Origin of the sequence: Caulobacter sp. DWP3-1-3b2 (assembly GCF_049896325.1) — a bacterium.
Classification (GTDB): Bacteria; Pseudomonadota; Alphaproteobacteria; order Caulobacterales; family Caulobacteraceae; genus Caulobacter.
The window spans coordinates 180,600-197,222 of the sequence record NZ_JAFCUB010000005.1 but is presented as its reverse complement, the minus strand read 5'-3'; the positions used below and the strand labels follow the sequence as shown (position 1 = coordinate 197,222).

General features: G+C 64.7%; 11 protein-coding genes. 7 read left to right on the top strand and 4 right to left on the bottom strand.

All coding sequences use genetic code 11. From position 1 onward, the window contains the following. Positions 1-124: 124 nt before the first annotated feature. Positions 125-904, bottom strand: coding sequence for an EAL domain-containing protein (locus tag ACP7AG_RS05930; protein WP_426030134.1), 780 nt, complete (start codon positions 902-904; stop codon positions 125-127). 133 nt (positions 905-1,037) lie between these two features. Between ACP7AG_RS05930 and ACP7AG_RS05925 the strand changes: the two genes are divergently transcribed. The 4 genes from ACP7AG_RS05925 to ACP7AG_RS05910 all read left to right on the top strand — a co-directional run bounded on the left by ACP7AG_RS05925 (position 1,038) and on the right by ACP7AG_RS05910 (position 10,394). After that, complete coding sequence (locus ACP7AG_RS05925; protein ID WP_426009256.1) at positions 1,038-1,196, top strand: hypothetical protein; 159 nt, start codon at positions 1,038-1,040, stop codon at positions 1,194-1,196. A 344-nt stretch (positions 1,197-1,540) separates the two neighbouring features. Beyond that, entirely contained in the window at positions 1,541-5,623 is a 4,083-nt protein-coding gene (rpoB, locus tag ACP7AG_RS05920) for a DNA-directed RNA polymerase subunit beta (protein WP_426009254.1), read from the top strand. 101 nt (positions 5,624-5,724) lie between these two features. Beyond that, positions 5,725-9,912: a DNA-directed RNA polymerase subunit beta' gene (gene rpoC / locus ACP7AG_RS05915; protein WP_426009251.1), complete on the top strand. Its 4,188-nt coding sequence runs from the start codon at positions 5,725-5,727 to the stop codon at positions 9,910-9,912. Between the two features lie 188 nt (positions 9,913-10,100). Further along, on the top strand, positions 10,101-10,394 hold the full coding sequence (locus ACP7AG_RS05910) for a hypothetical protein (RefSeq protein ID WP_426030133.1): 294 nt from the start codon (positions 10,101-10,103) through the stop codon (positions 10,392-10,394). Positions 10,395-10,731: 337 nt separating this feature from the next. On the opposite strand, the gene ACP7AG_RS05905 is transcribed toward ACP7AG_RS05910, so the two are convergent. From ACP7AG_RS05905 to ACP7AG_RS05895, 3 genes are all read right to left on the bottom strand, one after another. Further along, positions 10,732-11,493: a hypothetical protein gene (locus ACP7AG_RS05905; protein WP_426030131.1), complete on the bottom strand. Its 762-nt coding sequence runs from the start codon at positions 11,491-11,493 to the stop codon at positions 10,732-10,734. A 202-nt stretch (positions 11,494-11,695) separates the two neighbouring features. After that, positions 11,696-12,406: a hypothetical protein gene (locus ACP7AG_RS05900; protein ID WP_426030130.1), complete on the bottom strand. Its 711-nt coding sequence runs from the start codon at positions 12,404-12,406 to the stop codon at positions 11,696-11,698. A gap of 128 nt (positions 12,407-12,534) precedes the next feature. Next, on the bottom strand, positions 12,535-13,236 hold the full coding sequence (locus tag ACP7AG_RS05895) for a hypothetical protein (RefSeq protein ID WP_426030129.1): 702 nt from the start codon (positions 13,234-13,236) through the stop codon (positions 12,535-12,537). Between the two features lie 333 nt (positions 13,237-13,569). Between ACP7AG_RS05895 and rpsL the strand changes: the two genes are divergently transcribed. The 3 genes from rpsL to fusA all read left to right on the top strand — a co-directional run bounded on the left by rpsL (position 13,570) and on the right by fusA (position 16,620). Continuing rightward, positions 13,570-13,941 carry a 30S ribosomal protein S12 gene (rpsL, locus tag ACP7AG_RS05890; RefSeq protein WP_007661566.1) on the top strand — a complete coding sequence of 124 codons (372 nt, stop codon included), beginning with the start codon at positions 13,570-13,572 and terminating at the stop codon, positions 13,939-13,941. A gap of 12 nt (positions 13,942-13,953) precedes the next feature. Next, positions 13,954-14,427: a 30S ribosomal protein S7 gene (gene rpsG / locus ACP7AG_RS05885; protein ID WP_426009236.1), complete on the top strand. Its 474-nt coding sequence runs from the start codon at positions 13,954-13,956 to the stop codon at positions 14,425-14,427. A 114-nt stretch (positions 14,428-14,541) separates the two neighbouring features. Beyond that, on the top strand, positions 14,542-16,620 hold the full coding sequence (fusA, locus tag ACP7AG_RS05880) for an elongation factor G (RefSeq protein WP_426009233.1): 2,079 nt from the start codon (positions 14,542-14,544) through the stop codon (positions 16,618-16,620). Positions 16,621-16,623: the final 3 nt, after the last annotated feature.

The following is a 16,623-nucleotide window of genomic DNA, read 5'->3' as shown; positions in this document are numbered from 1 at the left end:
ATCCGCGCCTCGGCGCGGGTGGCCGGTGTCAGTTCTCTGACTCCAAGTGAACGGCTCCGGAGGGAAACCTCCGGGGCCGTTTTCTATTGGGGATCAGTCTTGGTGAAAGGGTAGGGGCGGAGGGTCAGCCGACCTTGGCGCGGACGGCTTCCCGGCCCGGCCAGACCGGTGTCGCCAAGGCGTCGAGCGCGGGCTTGGCCAGCAAGTAGCCCTGCATGAGGTCGACGCCGAGTTCGCGCAGCACCTGGTACTCGGCGATGGTTTCGACGCCTTCGCAGATCGGCGTGACACCCAGGTCGCGCAGCATGTCCAGGGTCGAACGGACAATGGTCTGCTTGACCGTGCTGGTGTCGATGTCGCGGATCAGGTCCATGTCCAGCTTGACCAGGTCAGGCTGGAATTTCGACAACAGCCCCAGTCCCGCATAGCCTGCCCCGAAATCGTCGATCGCGGTCTGGAAACCCATGGCGCGGTAGCTGCGCAGGATGTGGAGGATGTGGTCGGTGTCGAGCCGCTCCACCTCGGTGAACTCGAAGATGATCCGGTTCAGCGGAAAGCCCGTGCGCATCGCCGCCGCGAGGGTCAGGCGGATACAGGCCCGGGGCTCATAGACGGCGTTGGGCAGGAAATTGATCGACAGGCTGGCCCCGTCGGCGGCCATGTTGAGGGCGGCGGCCTGCTCGATCGCCGTGACCCGGCAGAGCTGGTCGAAGGCGTAGCGATTGGTTTCCGAGACCTGGGACAGGATGAAGCCCGCGCCTTCGCCCGCAGCCCCGCGCACCAGGGCCTCATGGGCGAACACCGTGCCGGCGTTGGCGTCGACGACCGGCTGGAAGGCCATGATGATCGGCAGGTCGAAACCGGCGCCGTCGCGACAACCGTCGCAGTTGGACTTGGCGGTCATGCGGGAAACTTTCATAACGCGATGAAAATCGAGCATGGCTGCGGAAGCTGAATAATCGGTGTTCATTCGCCTCGCGATTTGCGAGGCTATCGCGGGCCCTGCAACCTTGTGGGCCGAGCGACGTTTCCGACCCATGCTCAAGCTCGCCGCCCTGCTGCTCGTTCTGATGATCGTCTTCGGTCTGCTCAGCTTCGTGTTCCACATCGCCGTGGCCCTGACCAAGATCGCCTTCTTCATCTGCCTGATCGGGCTGGGGATCTCGTTGGTCGGCAGGGTGTTCAAGAAGGTCTGACGCGCGAGCCGGGCCGCGAGAAGATGAGGCGCGACCGGTTCCCGGCGCGCCGTTAGGGTTTTGTGGATAAAGCCCCTTCCCATCCCCACCCGCCTGTCCTATATCCGCCAGTCCACGAAGACATTCGGCGGAACGCGCACGCGCGTGTCTGCATCTAACGCCCCGAGGCGCGGTCAGCTGCCCTCCGACCCGCGCGAAGGGGCGCCCATCAAGCTTCCGGTCCCGGTCGCTCGATAGGGGAATTGCAGCGTCCAGCGTTCTCTCGAGAAGGGAACGGCGAGGGTGGACGCTAAGACAATCGAATTCACGCGCGGACTCCAAGTTCCGCGTCGCAGGGAAAAAACATGGCGCAATCCTTCACCGGCAAGAAGCGGATCCGGAAGTCTTTCGGCCGCATCCCCGAAGCTGTGCAGATGCCGAACCTGATCGAGGTTCAGCGCTCCTCCTACGAACAGTTCCTGCAGCGCGAAGTCCGTCCGGGCGTGCGCAAGGACGAGGGTATCGAGGCGGTCTTCAAGTCGGTGTTCCCGATCAAGGACTTCAACGAGCGCGCGGTGCTCGAATACGTCTCGTACGAATTCGAAGAGCCCAAGTACGACGTTGAGGAATGCATCCAGCGCGACATGACCTTCGCGGCGCCGCTGAAGGTCAAGCTGCGGCTGATCGTCTTTGAAACGGAAGAAGAGACGGGGGCCCGGTCCGTCAAGGACATCAAGGAGCAGGACGTCTACATGGGCGACATCCCGCTCATGACGGAAAAAGGCACCTTCATCGTCAACGGCACCGAGCGGGTCATCGTCTCGCAGATGCACCGCTCGCCCGGCGTGTTCTTCGACCACGACAAGGGCAAGACCCACGCCTCGGGCAAGCTGCTGTTCGCCGCCCGCGTCATCCCCTATCGCGGCTCGTGGCTCGACTTCGAGTTCGACGCCAAGGACGTGGTCTATGTCCGCATCGACCGTCGCCGCAAACTGCCCGCCACCACCTTCCTCTATGCCCTGGGGATGGACGGCGAAGAGATCCTGACGACCTTCTATGACGTGGTGCCCTTCGAGAAGCGCACCACGGCCGGCGCCGAAGGCTGGGCTACCCCGTACAAGGCCGAGCGCTGGCGCGGCGTGAAGCCGGAATTCGCCCTGATCGACGCCGACACCGGCGAGGAAGTGGCCCCGGGCGGTATCAAGATCACCGCCCGCCAAGCCAAGAAGCTGGCCGACGGCGGCTTGAAGACCTTGCTGCTGGCCCCCGAAGCCCTGACTGGCCGCTACCTGGCCCGCGACGCCGTCAACTATGAGAACGGCGAGATCTACGCCGAAGCCGGCGACGAGCTGGACGTCGCCTCGATCGAGGCCCTGGCCGCCCAAGGCTTCAGCACCATCGACGTACTGGACATCGACCACGTCACGGTTGGCGCCTACATGCGCAACACCCTGCGCGTCGACAAGAACGCCGTCCGCGAGGACGCGCTGTTCGACATCTATCGCGTGATGCGTCCGGGCGAGCCGCCGACCGTGGAAGCGGCCGAAGCGATGTTCAAGTCGCTGTTCTTCGACGCCGAACGCTACGACCTGTCGGCCGTCGGCCGGGTCAAGATGAACATGCGGCTGGAGCTGGACGCTTCGGACGAGATGCGCGTGCTCCGCAAGGAAGACGTGCTGGCGGTCCTCAAGCTGCTGGTCGGCCTGCGCGACGGTCGCGGCGAAATCGACGACATCGACAACCTCGGCAACCGCCGGGTGCGTTCGGTCGGCGAACTGCTGGAAAACCAGTACCGCGTCGGTCTGCTGCGCATGGAGCGCGCCATCAAGGAACGCATGTCGTCCGTCGACATCGACACCGTGATGCCGCACGACCTGATCAACGCCAAGCCGGCCGCGGCCTCGGTGCGTGAATTCTTCGGCTCCTCGCAGCTGTCGCAGTTCATGGACCAGACCAACCCGCTGTCGGAGATCACCCACAAGCGTCGCCTCTCGGCGCTTGGCCCGGGCGGTCTGACCCGCGAGCGCGCCGGCTTCGAAGTCCGCGACGTTCACCCGACCCACTACGGCCGCATCTGCCCGATCGAAACGCCGGAAGGCCCGAACATCGGCCTGATCAACTCGCTGGCCACCCACGCCCGGGTCAACAAGTACGGCTTCATCGAGAGCCCCTACCGTCGCGTCGCCGACGGCAAGCCGCTCGACGAGGTCGTCTACATGTCGGCCATGGAAGAGTCGAAGCACGTCATCGCCCAGTCCAACATCAAGGTGTTGAACGGCGAGATCGTCGACGACCTGGTGCCCGGCCGGATCAATGGCGAACCCACGCTCCTGCAAAAGGAGATGGTCGACCTGATGGACGTGTCGCCGCGCCAAGTGGTTTCGGTGGCCGCGGCCCTGATCCCCTTCCTGGAAAACGATGACGCCAACCGCGCCCTGATGGGCTCGAACATGCAGCGTCAGGCCGTGCCCCTCGTGCAATCCGATGCTCCCCTTGTCGGGACCGGCATGGAAGCCGTGGTCGCCCGTGACTCGGGCGCCGTGGTCATCGCCAAGCGCACCGGCGTGGTGGAGCAGATCGACGGTACGCGTATCGTCGTCCGCGCCACGGAAGAAACCGACGCCGCCCGTTCGGGCGTCGACATCTACCGCCTCAGCAAGTTCCAGCGCTCGAACCAGTCGACCTGCATCAACCAGCGTCCGCTGGTGAAGGTGGGCGACCGGATCAATAGCGGCGACATCATCGCCGACGGTCCCTCGACCGAGCTGGGTGAACTGGCCCTGGGCCGCAACGCGCTCGTCGCGTTCATGCCCTGGAATGGCTACAACTTCGAAGACTCGATCCTGATCTCCGAACGCATCGTCCGCGACGACGTCTTCACCTCGATCCACATCGAGGAATTCGAAGTCATGGCCCGCGATACGAAGCTCGGCCCGGAAGAGATCACCCGCGACATTCCCAATGTCGGCGAGGAAGCCCTGCGCAACCTCGACGAAGCGGGCATCGTGGCGATCGGCGCCGAAGTCCAGCCGGGCGACATCCTGGTCGGCAAGGTCACCCCGAAAGGGGAGTCGCCCATGACGCCGGAAGAAAAGCTCCTGCGCGCCATCTTCGGTGAAAAGGCCTCGGACGTCCGCGACACCAGCCTGCGCCTGCCCCCGGGCGTCGCCGGCACGATCGTCGATGTTCGCGTGTTCAACCGTCACGGCGTCGACAAGGACGAACGCGCCCTGGCCATCGAACGCTCGGAAATCGACCGGCTGGGCAAGGACCGCGACGACGAATTCGCGATTCTGAACCGCAACATCTCGGGCCGTCTGCGCGAGCTGCTGATCGGCAATGTCGCGCTGTCGGGCCCCAAGGGCCTGTCGCGCGGCCAGATCTCGGCCGAGAACCTGTCGGAAGTCCAACCCGGCCTCTGGTGGCAGATCGCCCTGGAAGACGAGAAGGCGATGGGCGAACTGGAAAGCCTGCGCAAGCTGTTCGACGAGAACCGCAAGCGTCTGGACCGCCGCTTCGAGGACAAGGTCGACAAGCTGCAGCGCGGCGACGAACTGCCTCCGGGCGTGATGAAGATGGTCAAGGTCTTCGTGGCCGTGAAGCGCAAGCTTCAGCCCGGCGACAAGATGGCCGGCCGTCACGGCAACAAGGGCGTCATCTCGCGCATCCTGCCGATCGAGGACATGCCGTTCCTCGCCGACGGGACGCATGTGGACGTCGTTCTGAACCCGCTGGGCGTGCCTTCGCGCATGAACGTCGGCCAGATCTTCGAAACCCACCTGGGTTGGGCCTGCGCCGGTCTCGGCAAGCAGATCACCACCCTGCTCGAGGACTGGCAGGCCGGTGGCCAGAAGCAGGCCCTGATCGATCGTCTGACCGAGATCTATGGTCCTGACGAGGAACTGCCGGAAACCGAGGAAGAGCTGGTCGAACTGGCCCGCAACCTCGGAAAGGGCGTTCCGATCGCCACGCCCGTCTTTGACGGCGCGCGGATCGGCGATATCGAGGACCACCTGCGCATGGCGGGTCTCGACCCCTCGGGCCAGTCGATCCTGTTCGACGGCCAGACGGGCGACCAGTTCAAACGTCCGGTCACGGTCGGCTACATCTACATGCTGAAGCTGCACCACTTGGTCGACGACAAGATCCACGCCCGTTCGATCGGTCCGTACTCGCTCGTCACGCAACAGCCGCTGGGGGGTAAGGCCCAGTTCGGCGGTCAGCGCTTCGGGGAAATGGAAGTGTGGGCTCTGGAAGCCTACGGCGCGGCCTACACCCTGCAGGAAATGCTGACGGTGAAGTCTGACGACGTGGCCGGCCGGACCAAGGTCTACGAGTCGATCGTCCGCGGCGACGACACGTTCGAAGCCGGTATCCCGGAAAGCTTCAACGTGCTGGTCAAGGAAATGCGCTCGCTCGGCCTGAACGTCGAGCTGGAGAACAGCTGATCCGAAGAACTTCCCTCTTCGCCCGAAAAGGCGGGGAGGGGTCTTCAATCGCCGCTCTCCGACTTTGAATTTTCGCGGGTAATCCCGCAGAAGGAACCAAGATGAACCAGGAAATCCTGAACATCTTCAATCCGGTCCAGGCCGCTCCGACCTTCGACCAGATCCGCATTTCGCTGGCCTCGCCGGAAAAGATCCGCTCGTGGTCGTTCGGCGAGATCAAGAAGCCCGAAACCATCAACTATCGCACGTTCAAGCCCGAGCGTGACGGCCTGTTCTGCGCCCGTATCTTTGGCCCGACCAAGGACTACGAATGCCTGTGCGGCAAGTACAAGCGCATGAAGTACAAGGGCATCATCTGCGAAAAGTGCGGCGTTGAAGTCACCCTGGCCCGCGTCCGTCGCGAGCGCATGGGTCACATCGAGCTGGCCTCGCCGGTCGCCCACATCTGGTTCCTGAAGAGCTTGCCCTCGCGCATCGCCATGATGCTGGACATGCCTCTGAAGGACATCGAACGCGTCCTGTACTTCGAATATTACATCATCACCGAGCCGGGCCTGACCCCGCTGAAGCAGCACCAGCTGCTCAGCGAGGACGACTTCATGCGCGCCCAGGACGAGTATGGCGATGACAGCTTCACCGCCGAGATCGGCGCCGAAGCCATCCAGAACCTGCTGAAGGCGATCGACCTCGACAAGGAAGCCGAACGCCTGCGCGAAGAGCTGGCCGGCACCGTGTCGGACATGAAGCAAAAGAAGTTCAGCAAGCGCCTGAAGATTCTCGAAGCCTTCTCAGAGTCGGGCAACCGCCCCGAATGGATGGTTCTGACGGTCGTGCCGGTCATTCCGCCGGAACTGCGCCCGCTGGTGCCGCTGGACGGCGGCCGCTTCGCCACCTCCGACCTGAACGACCTCTATCGCCGGGTCATCAACCGCAACAACCGGCTCAAGCGCCTGATCGAACTGCGCGCCCCCGACATCATCATCCGCAACGAAAAGCGGATGCTGCAGGAATCGGTGGATGCGTTGTTCGACAACGGCCGTCGTGGTCGCGTCATCACGGGCGCCAACAAGCGTCCCCTGAAGTCGCTGGCCGACATGCTGAAGGGCAAGCAAGGCCGCTTCCGCCAGAACCTGCTGGGCAAGCGCGTCGACTATTCGGGCCGTTCGGTGATCGTGGTCGGTCCCGACCTGAAACTGCACGAGTGCGGCCTGCCCAAGAAGATGGCGCTCGAGCTGTTCAAGCCGTTCATCTATGCGCGCCTGGACGCCAAGGGCCTTTCGGGCACCGTCAAGCAGTCCAAGCGCATGGTCGAACGCGAACAGCCCCAGGTGTGGGACATCCTCGAAGAGGTGATCCGCGAGCACCCGGTGATGCTGAACCGCGCGCCGACGCTTCACCGCCTGGGCATCCAGGCGTTCGAGCCCAAGCTGATCGAGGGCAAGGCCATCCAGCTGCACCCGCTGGTCTGCGCCGCGTTCAACGCCGACTTCGACGGCGACCAGATGGCTGTCCACGTCCCGCTGAGCCTCGAGGCTCAGCTGGAAGCGCGCGTCCTGATGATGTCGACCAACAACATCCTGTCGCCCGCCAACGGCCGACCGATCATCGTGCCGTCGCAGGACATCGTCCTGGGCCTGTACTATCTGTCGGTCGCTCGCGAGGGTGAACCGGGTGAAGGCAAGATCTTCGCCGACCTGGGCGAGATCGAAGCCGCCATGGACGCCGGCGTCGTCAGCCTGCACGCCAAGATCAAGTCGCGCTTTACCGAAATGGACGCCGACGGCGTCGTGCGTCGCCGGGTGATCGACACTACGCCGGGCCGGATGAAGATCGCCGCCCTTCTGCCGCAGCACACCGCGATCGGTCACCGACTGATCGAGAAGGCGCTGACCAAGAAGGAAATCGGCAATCTGATCGACATCGTCTACCGCCACTGCGGTCAGAAGGCGACGGTGATCTTCGCCGACCAGATCATGGGTCTGGGCTTCAAGGAAGCGGCCAAGGCCGGCATCTCCTTCGGCAAGGACGACATCATCATCCCGAAGCGGAAAGAGGCGATCGTCGCCGAAACCCGCACCTTGGCCGAGGAGTACGAGCAACAGTACGCCGACGGTCTGATCACCAAGGGCGAGAAGTACAACAAGGTCGTCGACGCCTGGGCCAAGGCCACCGATCGCGTCGCCGACGAGATGATGGCCGAGCTTCAGATGAAGCATAAGGACGAGAACGGCCGCGAGAAGGAGATCAACGCCATCTACATGATGGCCCACTCCGGCGCCCGGGGCTCGCAAGCCCAGATGAAGCAACTCGGCGGCATGCGCGGCCTGATGGCCAAGCCCTCCGGCGAGATCATCGAGACCCCGATCGTCTCGAACTTCAAGGAAGGCCTGACCGTTCAGGAATACTTCAACTCGACCCACGGCGCCCGCAAGGGCCTGGCGGACACCGCGCTGAAGACCGCCAACTCCGGCTATCTGACCCGTCGTCTGGTCGACGTGGCGCAGGACTGCATCATCGTCGAGGAAGACTGCGGCACCACGCGGGGCATCACCCTGCGCGCCGTGGTCGAGGGCGGCGACGTCCTCGTCTCGCTGGGCATGCGCGTCCTGGGCCGCTTCTCGGCCGAGGACATCAAGGACCCGGCGACCGGCGAGATCGTCATCCCGGCCGACACCTACCTGACCGAGAACATGGCCGACGCCATCGAGACGGCCGCGGTTCAGTCGGTGAAGGTGCGTTCGGTCCTGACCTGCGAAGCCAAGGTCGGCGTCTGCGGCGCCTGTTACGGCCGCGACCTGGCCCGCGGGACCCCGGTGAACATCGGTGAAGCGGTTGGCGTCATCGCCGCCCAATCCATCGGCGAGCCCGGCACCCAGCTGACGATGCGGACCTTCCACATCGGCGGCACCGCCCAGGTGGCCGAGCAGTCGTTCTTCGAAAGCAGCAACGACGGTACGGTCCGCGTGACCGGCGCCACCGTTGTCGGCACCGAAGGCTTCCTGGTGGTCATGAGCCGCAATACGGCCGTGAGCGTCCTGGTCGACGGCAAGGAACGCGAGAACTACAAGCCGCCGTACGGCGCGCGCCTGAAGATCAAGAACGGCGACAAGGTGAAGCGTGGCCAGCGTCTGGCCGATTGGGACCCCTACACCACCCCGATCATCACCGAAGTGGCCGGCAAGATCCGTGCGGAAGACCTGGTGGACGGCTTCTCCGTCCGCGAGGAAACCGACGAAGCCACCGGCATCGCGCAACGCGTGATCGCCGACTGGCGGACCTCGGCCCGCGCCTCGGACCTGCGTCCGGCCATGGGCGTGCTGGCCGAGGACGGCTCCTATGTTCGCCTGGCCAATGGCGGCGAGGCTCGCTACCTGATGTCGGTCGGCGCCATTCTCTCCGTTGGTGACGGCGACATGGTCAAGCCGGGCGAGGTCATCGCGCGGATCCCCACCGAAGGCGCCAAGACCCGCGACATCACCGGCGGTCTGCCGCGTGTCGCCGAACTCTTCGAAGCCCGCCGTCCCAAGGACTGCGCGGTCATCGCGGAAATGGATGGTCGTGTCGAATTCGGCAAGGATTACAAGAACAAGCGCCGTATCAAGATCACCCCGGAAGTCGACGCTGACGGCAACCAGGGCGAAGCGGTCGAGTTCCTGATCCCCAAGGGCAAGCATATCGCGGTGCACGATGGCGACTTCATCGCGCGCGGCGAGTACATCATCGACGGCAACCCGGATCCGCACGACATCCTGCGCATCCTGGGCGTCGAGGCCCTGGCCAACTTCCTCGTGGACGAAATCCAGGAGGTCTACCGACTGCAGGGCGTGCCGATCAACGACAAGCACATCGAGACGATCGTTCGTCAGATGCTGCAAAAGGTCGAGATCCTCGATCCCGGCGACACCGGCCTGATCAAGGGCGACCACCTCGACAAGCCCGAGTTCTATGTCGAGCAGGACCGTGCGACCGCCCGTGGCGGCCGTGGGGCGACCACTCAGCCGGTTCTGCTGGGCATCACCAAGGCGAGCTTGCAAACCAAGAGCTTCATCTCGGCCGCGTCGTTCCAGGAAACGACCCGCGTCCTGACCGAAGCCTCGGTGCACGGCAAGACCGACACCCTGGAAGGCCTGAAGGAAAACGTCATCGTGGGTCGCCTGATCCCCGCCGGTACGGGTTCCTACCTGCGCAGCCTGCAGCGCGTCGCCGCCAGGCGCGACGAGCAACTGGCCCAGCAGCGCGAAGACGCGATGGAGCCGCTGCCCGCGGTCATCGCCAACGCCGACGCCTAAGCGTCGACCACGGACTGAAGCGGAACGGCCCGGGAGCAATCCCGGGCCGTTTTTTTATTGGGTCACCCATCGGTACGCCACGATCTTCAAATACCGCGACTAAAGCTCTAGGCGGAGTTTGTGTCGTAGCATTACGAAAGGTTGTGTCGCGGCCAGCCGTTGATGGCAGGCGAGGGGCGGGGGCGCCCATGGACAAGGAAATCGTCGATCGCGCCCTGGACGCGCTGGATCGCCTGATGCGGATGTTCCGGGTCGAGCGCTTCGTCTACATGATCTGCGCGATCGTCTCGTTCCTGCTGTTGATCTACGCCGCCTACATCATGTTCGAGACCAAGGGCGTCTCGGTCGCCGAGTTGGGCCTGATCTTCGGGGCCACCGGGCTGACCACGGTGCCCGCCGGGCGGATCACCTACTTCCTCAACAAGTCCTTCAGTCTGATCGAAGCCATCGTGCGCAAGCTTTCCGGGTTGGAGGAGCGTTAGGTGCGGCTCGATCACGACGATCTGGAAGCCCTGGCCCAACTCGAGCGCTTCAGTCGCAAGACCCGGCCATTCCTGCTGATCGGCCTGTTGGCGCCGGCAAGACGGGGAATTTGAGAGCTCACGGCCTGACTGCGTCAGGCCGTGAGCTCTAATCTTCTCTTTTGACGCATTTTTCTTCACGCGAACCAGGACCACTTCGCTCGAAAGATGCTCTCGCCAGCCAACGAAGGCCGTGACCCAGATTCATCCAGAGCGTCTCGTGGGTTTCACCGGGGCCCCGGCCTTCGTCGGGGAGACTGAATATTTGGATGCCGATTCAATCTGAACCAAAGGCGCTTTAGCGCTGCTCGGCGTCCCGCGCGGCCTTCTTCCGCAGCGCCTCGGCCTTGTCGGCGTCCTGCAGATGCTTAAGCCGCTGCTGGGTGGCCGACATCGGGCGGCCCAGGCCGTCCTGCTCGGCCCCGCCGACCCAGGGGATGTCCTTCATCGTGCCGGGACCCTCGCGGCTCCGGTGATCGACCCCTACCCCCATCGGCGCGTCGCGCGCCACTTTCTCGGCCTTCTGACGCAAGGCCTGGGCTTCGAAGCCGCGCCGCTTTCCGGCGTCCATCGGCGCTTCATAGACGGGGGCGTTGCGGGCCGCCGCACCCAGGCGCTCGTCGCAGTGCTCGAGTTCACGCCGGTTGAGACCGACGGCCCGCTCATTGGCGCAACCGACGCTGCCGCCACGCAAGGCCGTGCGCAGATCGCCGCGCGGACCTTCGGGCAAGGGGGCGGGGTGGAGATTCTGCATCGTCGGCTTGGCCGGCCCGGCGCGGATCGGCGCAACCAGCGGCGCCATGGCCGTGGGCGTGGTCCGTCGAGCGGGCCGAGGTTGGAGCGGCGAGGCGCGCGGCGCGATCTGGTCGGGCGACGGATGGGGTGGCCAGAGCGTCCGCTCCAGCGTGATCGACAGCGCGTCGTCGTCGTTCGAGCGGTCGGCAAAGGGTATCTCCACAGGCCAGGCCAGGGCCGCCAGCATGGCCCCGTGCAACAGCAGCGAGCCGCCGAGGATCGCGCCGTTCTTCAACCGTTTTCGACGTGCAGCCAGCGAGACCAAGAGCAAACTCGACAAGGAAGAACCGGCGGCCAGACTTTCCACTGGGCGTGGCGAAACCGTGGCCGCTGAACGCGAGATGGGAGGCCTGTGGGCGCGCGCTAGAGCATTTTTCGCGTGAAGTGGTTCCGGTTCGCGTGAAGAAGAATGCGTTAAAACAGAAGATTAGAGCTCACGGCCTGACGCAGTCAGGTCGGGAAATGCCCTAGTATGGCTTGCGGATGTCGCCCTCCGGGGTCAGCGATCCGGTGGGCGCCTGGATGTAGCAAGGCCCGGCCCGGAGAGCGTTGGGCGGTCCCTTGGGCGCCTTGTCGGCGTTCGGACCGAATTTCACCGAGCACCCGACACGGGGACCATGTCCGGAGTGCACGCTGCGTTCCTCGCCGAACATTCCGCCCGACCCGCGCGCGGTCAGCGGGACCATCTGGCCCGGGTCGCGGTAGGCCTCGGCGACGGCGTCGTAATAGGCCCGCTTGGCCGGATCGATCGGCGCGGGCAGGGGCTGGGCGTTTCGCGCCTGCGCGCCCAGTCGCTCGGCGCAACGCTCGCGTTCCTCGCGATTGAGGTCCAGGCCATGGCTGTTGGAACAGCCGAGGCCGCTGCCCCGCAACAACGCCCGCAGGTCGGTCCCGCCCTTGCCGGGGCTGGCCACGGGCCCCGGCGGCGCGGTGGCGACGGGGGCCAGGCCGAACGGATCGGCCTCGACAGGCGCGACAAGTGCGGGACGTGGTCGAGGGGCGGGCTCACCGGCTCCGGTGGTCGCGACTCCCAAGCGCCGGGGCCGTTGCAGCACCAGGTCGATGGTGTCCTCGTCGTTGGAGCGGTCCGGAAAGCTCCCGATCACCGGCCAGGCCAGGGCTGTCAAAACCGCAGCGTGGGCCAGTAGCGACACAGCCAGGACGGCGCCGCGACGCATGGGCTTTGCGCGCGCCGCGGCCGTGGCCAGGGACCGGGATTGGGACAAGAGCAACTCGACTGTGACGAACGGCCAAGCCTTGCGACCGCGCATGGCGAAACCGTGGCGGCCAAAGGCCGAACGGGTGACTAGTAAGATCTGCGCAACGTGGTCTCGGGCGTTGGCGGGCCTGTCGCCGGCCGGACAAAGCAGGGTCCCGAGGACGGCGGCTCGGCATTGGGCCCAAACTTCATGGAACAACCCACGCGCGGGCCGCGGCCAGCGCGAAGCCGATCGTCGGCTCCAAACAGGCCGCTGGCGCCGCGAGCCGCGAGGGGGACGATGGCGCGCCGTGGCGCCTGGGCGCGGGCGACGGCGTCGTAGTCGGCGCGCTTTTCCGGCGTGATCGACGTGAGGCGCAACGGGGTCTTGCGGGCGAGGGCGCCCAGCCGCTCCCGGCAGAGGTCGCGCTCGGCCGCCGACAGTAGGGCCTCGCGCGTGTCCAGGCAGGCCTGGTTGCTGGCGCGCAGAACCGCGCCAAGGTCGCCAATTGAGCGGGGCGGGGCGGTTTCGGCGATCGTGGCGGCCGGCGGGGCCGGCGGTTCGGTCCGCCCGGGCCCTGGTCTTACAACCGGCCTAGGGACGGGAGCGCTGCCGTCTTCCGGCTCGAGCCATGGCGCATCGCGCGCCACCCGCCTGATCTCGACGGCGCTCCGATCGCTTGAACGCTCGCTAAAGCGCGTCACGGTGGGCCGCGCCAGGATCAGCAGGACCAGCCCGCTCAGCCCGAGCAGGCCGGCCAGGACCATGCCGAGTCGCGGCCAATCGCGTTGGGATTCCGGTGAGCTCAAGAGAGGCCTCGTGGCAGAACGAACGGGCCGACAATTGCCGCAAGACGTGACGCAAGCGTGACTGTTAGGGGGTCTTTAACCAACGCAAACGGGCCGATTGACGTACGAGGCGTTCGCGAGTAGTTTCCGCGCTCTTTTCGAGGCGGACCCTGTCCGTCCTGATGAGCGCCCGTCCCTTACCCCGACGGATAGCCCGCCGGAACGCCACTCGCGTCCCGGCGAGTTTCGTGTTTATCAGGTCCCCCTTGGGGGCCGAGAAAGCCGGACGAAAAACAACAAGGACCCGAAGCGCTTCGGCCGACAGGCACACGCTTCCATCAGAGCAGAGACTGAATGCCTACCGTCAACCAGCTCATCCGCAAGCCGCGCCAGCCCAAGCCGGTCCGGAACAAGGTGCCCGCCCTGAAGGGCTGCCCCCAACGTCGCGGTGTTTGCACCCGCGTCTACACGACCACCCCGAAGAAGCCGAACTCGGCGCTTCGTAAGGTCGCCAAGGTCCGTTTGACCACCGGCATCGAAGCCGTGTGCTACATCCCGGGCGAAGGCCACAACCTGCAGGAGCACTCTGTGGTGCTCATCCGCGGCGGCCGCGTCAAGGATTTGCCCGGCGTCCGCTACCACATCCTGCGCGGCGTCCTCGACACCCAAGGTGTCAAGGATCGTAAGCAGCGTCGTTCGCTCTACGGCGCCAAGCGTCCGAAGTAAGGAAAAAGAAGCATGTCACGCCGCCGTCGCGCCGAGAAACGTCAAGTTCTGCCGGACCCGAAGTTCGGAGACCTGATCGTCACGAAATTCATGAACTATGTGATGTACGAGGGCAAAAAAGCCGTCGCTGAAAACATCATCTATGGCGCCTTCGATATCATCGAGACCAAGCGCAAGGACCAGGGCCCCCTGGAAACCTTCCACTCCGCTCTGGACAACGTCGCCCCGGCGATCGAAGTCCGGTCGCGCCGCGTCGGCGGCGCCACCTATCAGGTGCCCGTGGAGGTCCGTCCGGAGCGTCGTCGCGCCCTGGCCATCCGCTGGCTGGTGACCGCCGCGCGCAAGCGTGGCGAAAACACCATGACCGAAAAGCTGGCCGGCGAACTGCTGGACGCTTCCAACAACCGCGGCACCGCGGTGAAGAAGCGTGAAGACACCCACAAGATGGCTGAAGCCAACCGGGCGTTCTCGCACTACCGCTGGTAACCTTTCTCACCAGCACTCTTTCAGGCGCGGGCGGTTTGCGATAAACCGCCCGCGCCGCACGTTTAAATGTCCCCGCTCCAGGTTGGCGCGAGGCAGTCACACAGAGCTAGATCCATGGCCCGCCAGCATAAAATCGAAGACTACCGTAACTTCGGCATCATGGCGCACATCGACGCCGGGAAGACGACGACAACGGAGCGGATCCTGTATTACACAGGTAAGTCGCACAAGATTGGCGAAGTCCACGACGGCGCCGCGACCATGGACTGGATGGACCAGGAACAAGAGCGCGGCATCACCATCACGTCGGCCGCGACGACCGCTTTTTGGAAAGAAAAGCGCCTCAACATCATCGACACCCCAGGCCACGTCGACTTCACGATTGAAGTCGAGCGTTCCTTGCGTGTCCTCGACGGCGCCGTCGCCGTGCTGGACGGTAACGCCGGTGTCGAGCCGCAGACCGAAACCGTCTGGCGCCAGGCCGACAAGTACAACGTGCCTCGTATCGTGTTCGTCAACAAGATGGACAAGATCGGCGCCGACTTCGACAAGTCGGTCGAGTCGATCCGCGACCGCCTGGGCGCCAAGGCCGTGCCGATCCAGTTCCCGATCGGTGCGGAAAACACCCTCAGCGGCCTGGTCGACCTGGTCCGCATGAAGGCCGTCATCTGGGATAACGACGCCCTGGGCGCCAATTTCCGCGACGAGGAAATCCCCGCCGACCTGCTGGCCAAGGCCATCGAAGCCCACGCCTATCTGGTGGAAGCCGCCGTCGAAATGGACGACGAGGCGATGGAAGCCTATCTGGGCGGCGAAGAGCCCTCGGAAGCCGTGCTGAAGAAGTGCATCCGCAAGGCCGTGCTGGAGGGCGCCTTCTATCCGATCCTCTGCGGCTCGGCCTTCAAGAACAAGGGCGTGCAGACGCTGCTGGACGCCGTCGTCGATTACCTGCCGTCGCCGCTGGACATCCCGCCGACCAAGGGCATCGACTTCAAGACCGAAGAAGATATCGTTCGCAAGGCCTCGGACGAAGAGCCGCTGTCGGTTCTGGCGTTCAAGATCATGGACGACCCCTTCGTCGGTTCGCTGACCTTCTGCCGGATCTATTCGGGCAAGCTGGAAACCGGCATGGGCCTGCTGAACTCGACGCGCGACAAGCGCGAGCGGGTGGGCCGGATGCTGCTGATGCACAGCAACAACCGCGAAGACATCAAGGAAGCCTTCGCCGGCGACATCGTCGCCCTGGCCGGCCTCAAGGACACCCGCACCGGAGACACCCTGTGCGATCCCCTGAAGTCGCCGGTCATCCTCGAGCGCATGATCTTCCCGGCTCCGGTCATCGAGATCGCCGTCGAGCCCAAGTCGAAGGCCGACCAGGAAAAGCTGGGCGTCGCCCTGGCCAAGCTGGCCGCCGAGGACCCGTCCTTCACCGTCTCGACCGACTTCGAAAGCGGCCAGACGATCCTGAAGGGCATGGGCGAACTGCACCTGGACATCAAGATCGACATCCTGAAGCGGACCTACAAGGTCGAAGCCAATATCGGCGCGCCGCAGGTGGCCTATCGCGAAAGCCTGGGCCGCAAGGTCGACATCGACTACACCCACAAGAAGCAGACCGGCGGTACGGGCCAGTTCGCCCGCGTCATGATCACGTTCGAACCCGGCGAGCCGGGCTCGGGCTTCGTGTTCGAGAATGACATCGTCGGCGGCGCGGTTCCGAAGGAATATATCCCCGGCGTCGAAAAGGGCCTGCTGTCGGTCAAGGACAACGGCCTGCTGGCCGGCTTCCCGCTGATCGACTTCAAGGCGACCCTGACGGACGGCAAGTACCACGACGTCGACTCCAGCGTGCTGGCGTTCGAAATCGCGTCGCGCGCCGCCTTCAAGGAACTGCGCGAGAAGGGCGCTCCCAAGCTGCTCGAGCCGATCATGGCCGTCGAGGTTGTGACCCCGGAAGAGTATCTGGGTTCGGTCATCGGCGACCTGAACGGTCGTCGCGGGATGATCCAGGGCCAGGACATGCGCGGCAACGCCACGGTGGTGAACGCCTTCGTGCCGCTGGCCAACATGTTCGGCTACGTGAACACCCTGCGCGGCATGAGCCAAGGTCGCGCCCAGTTCACCATGCAATACGATCACTACGAGCCGGTGCCGCAGCATGTCGCCGACGAAGTGATCAAGAAGTACGCCTAAAAG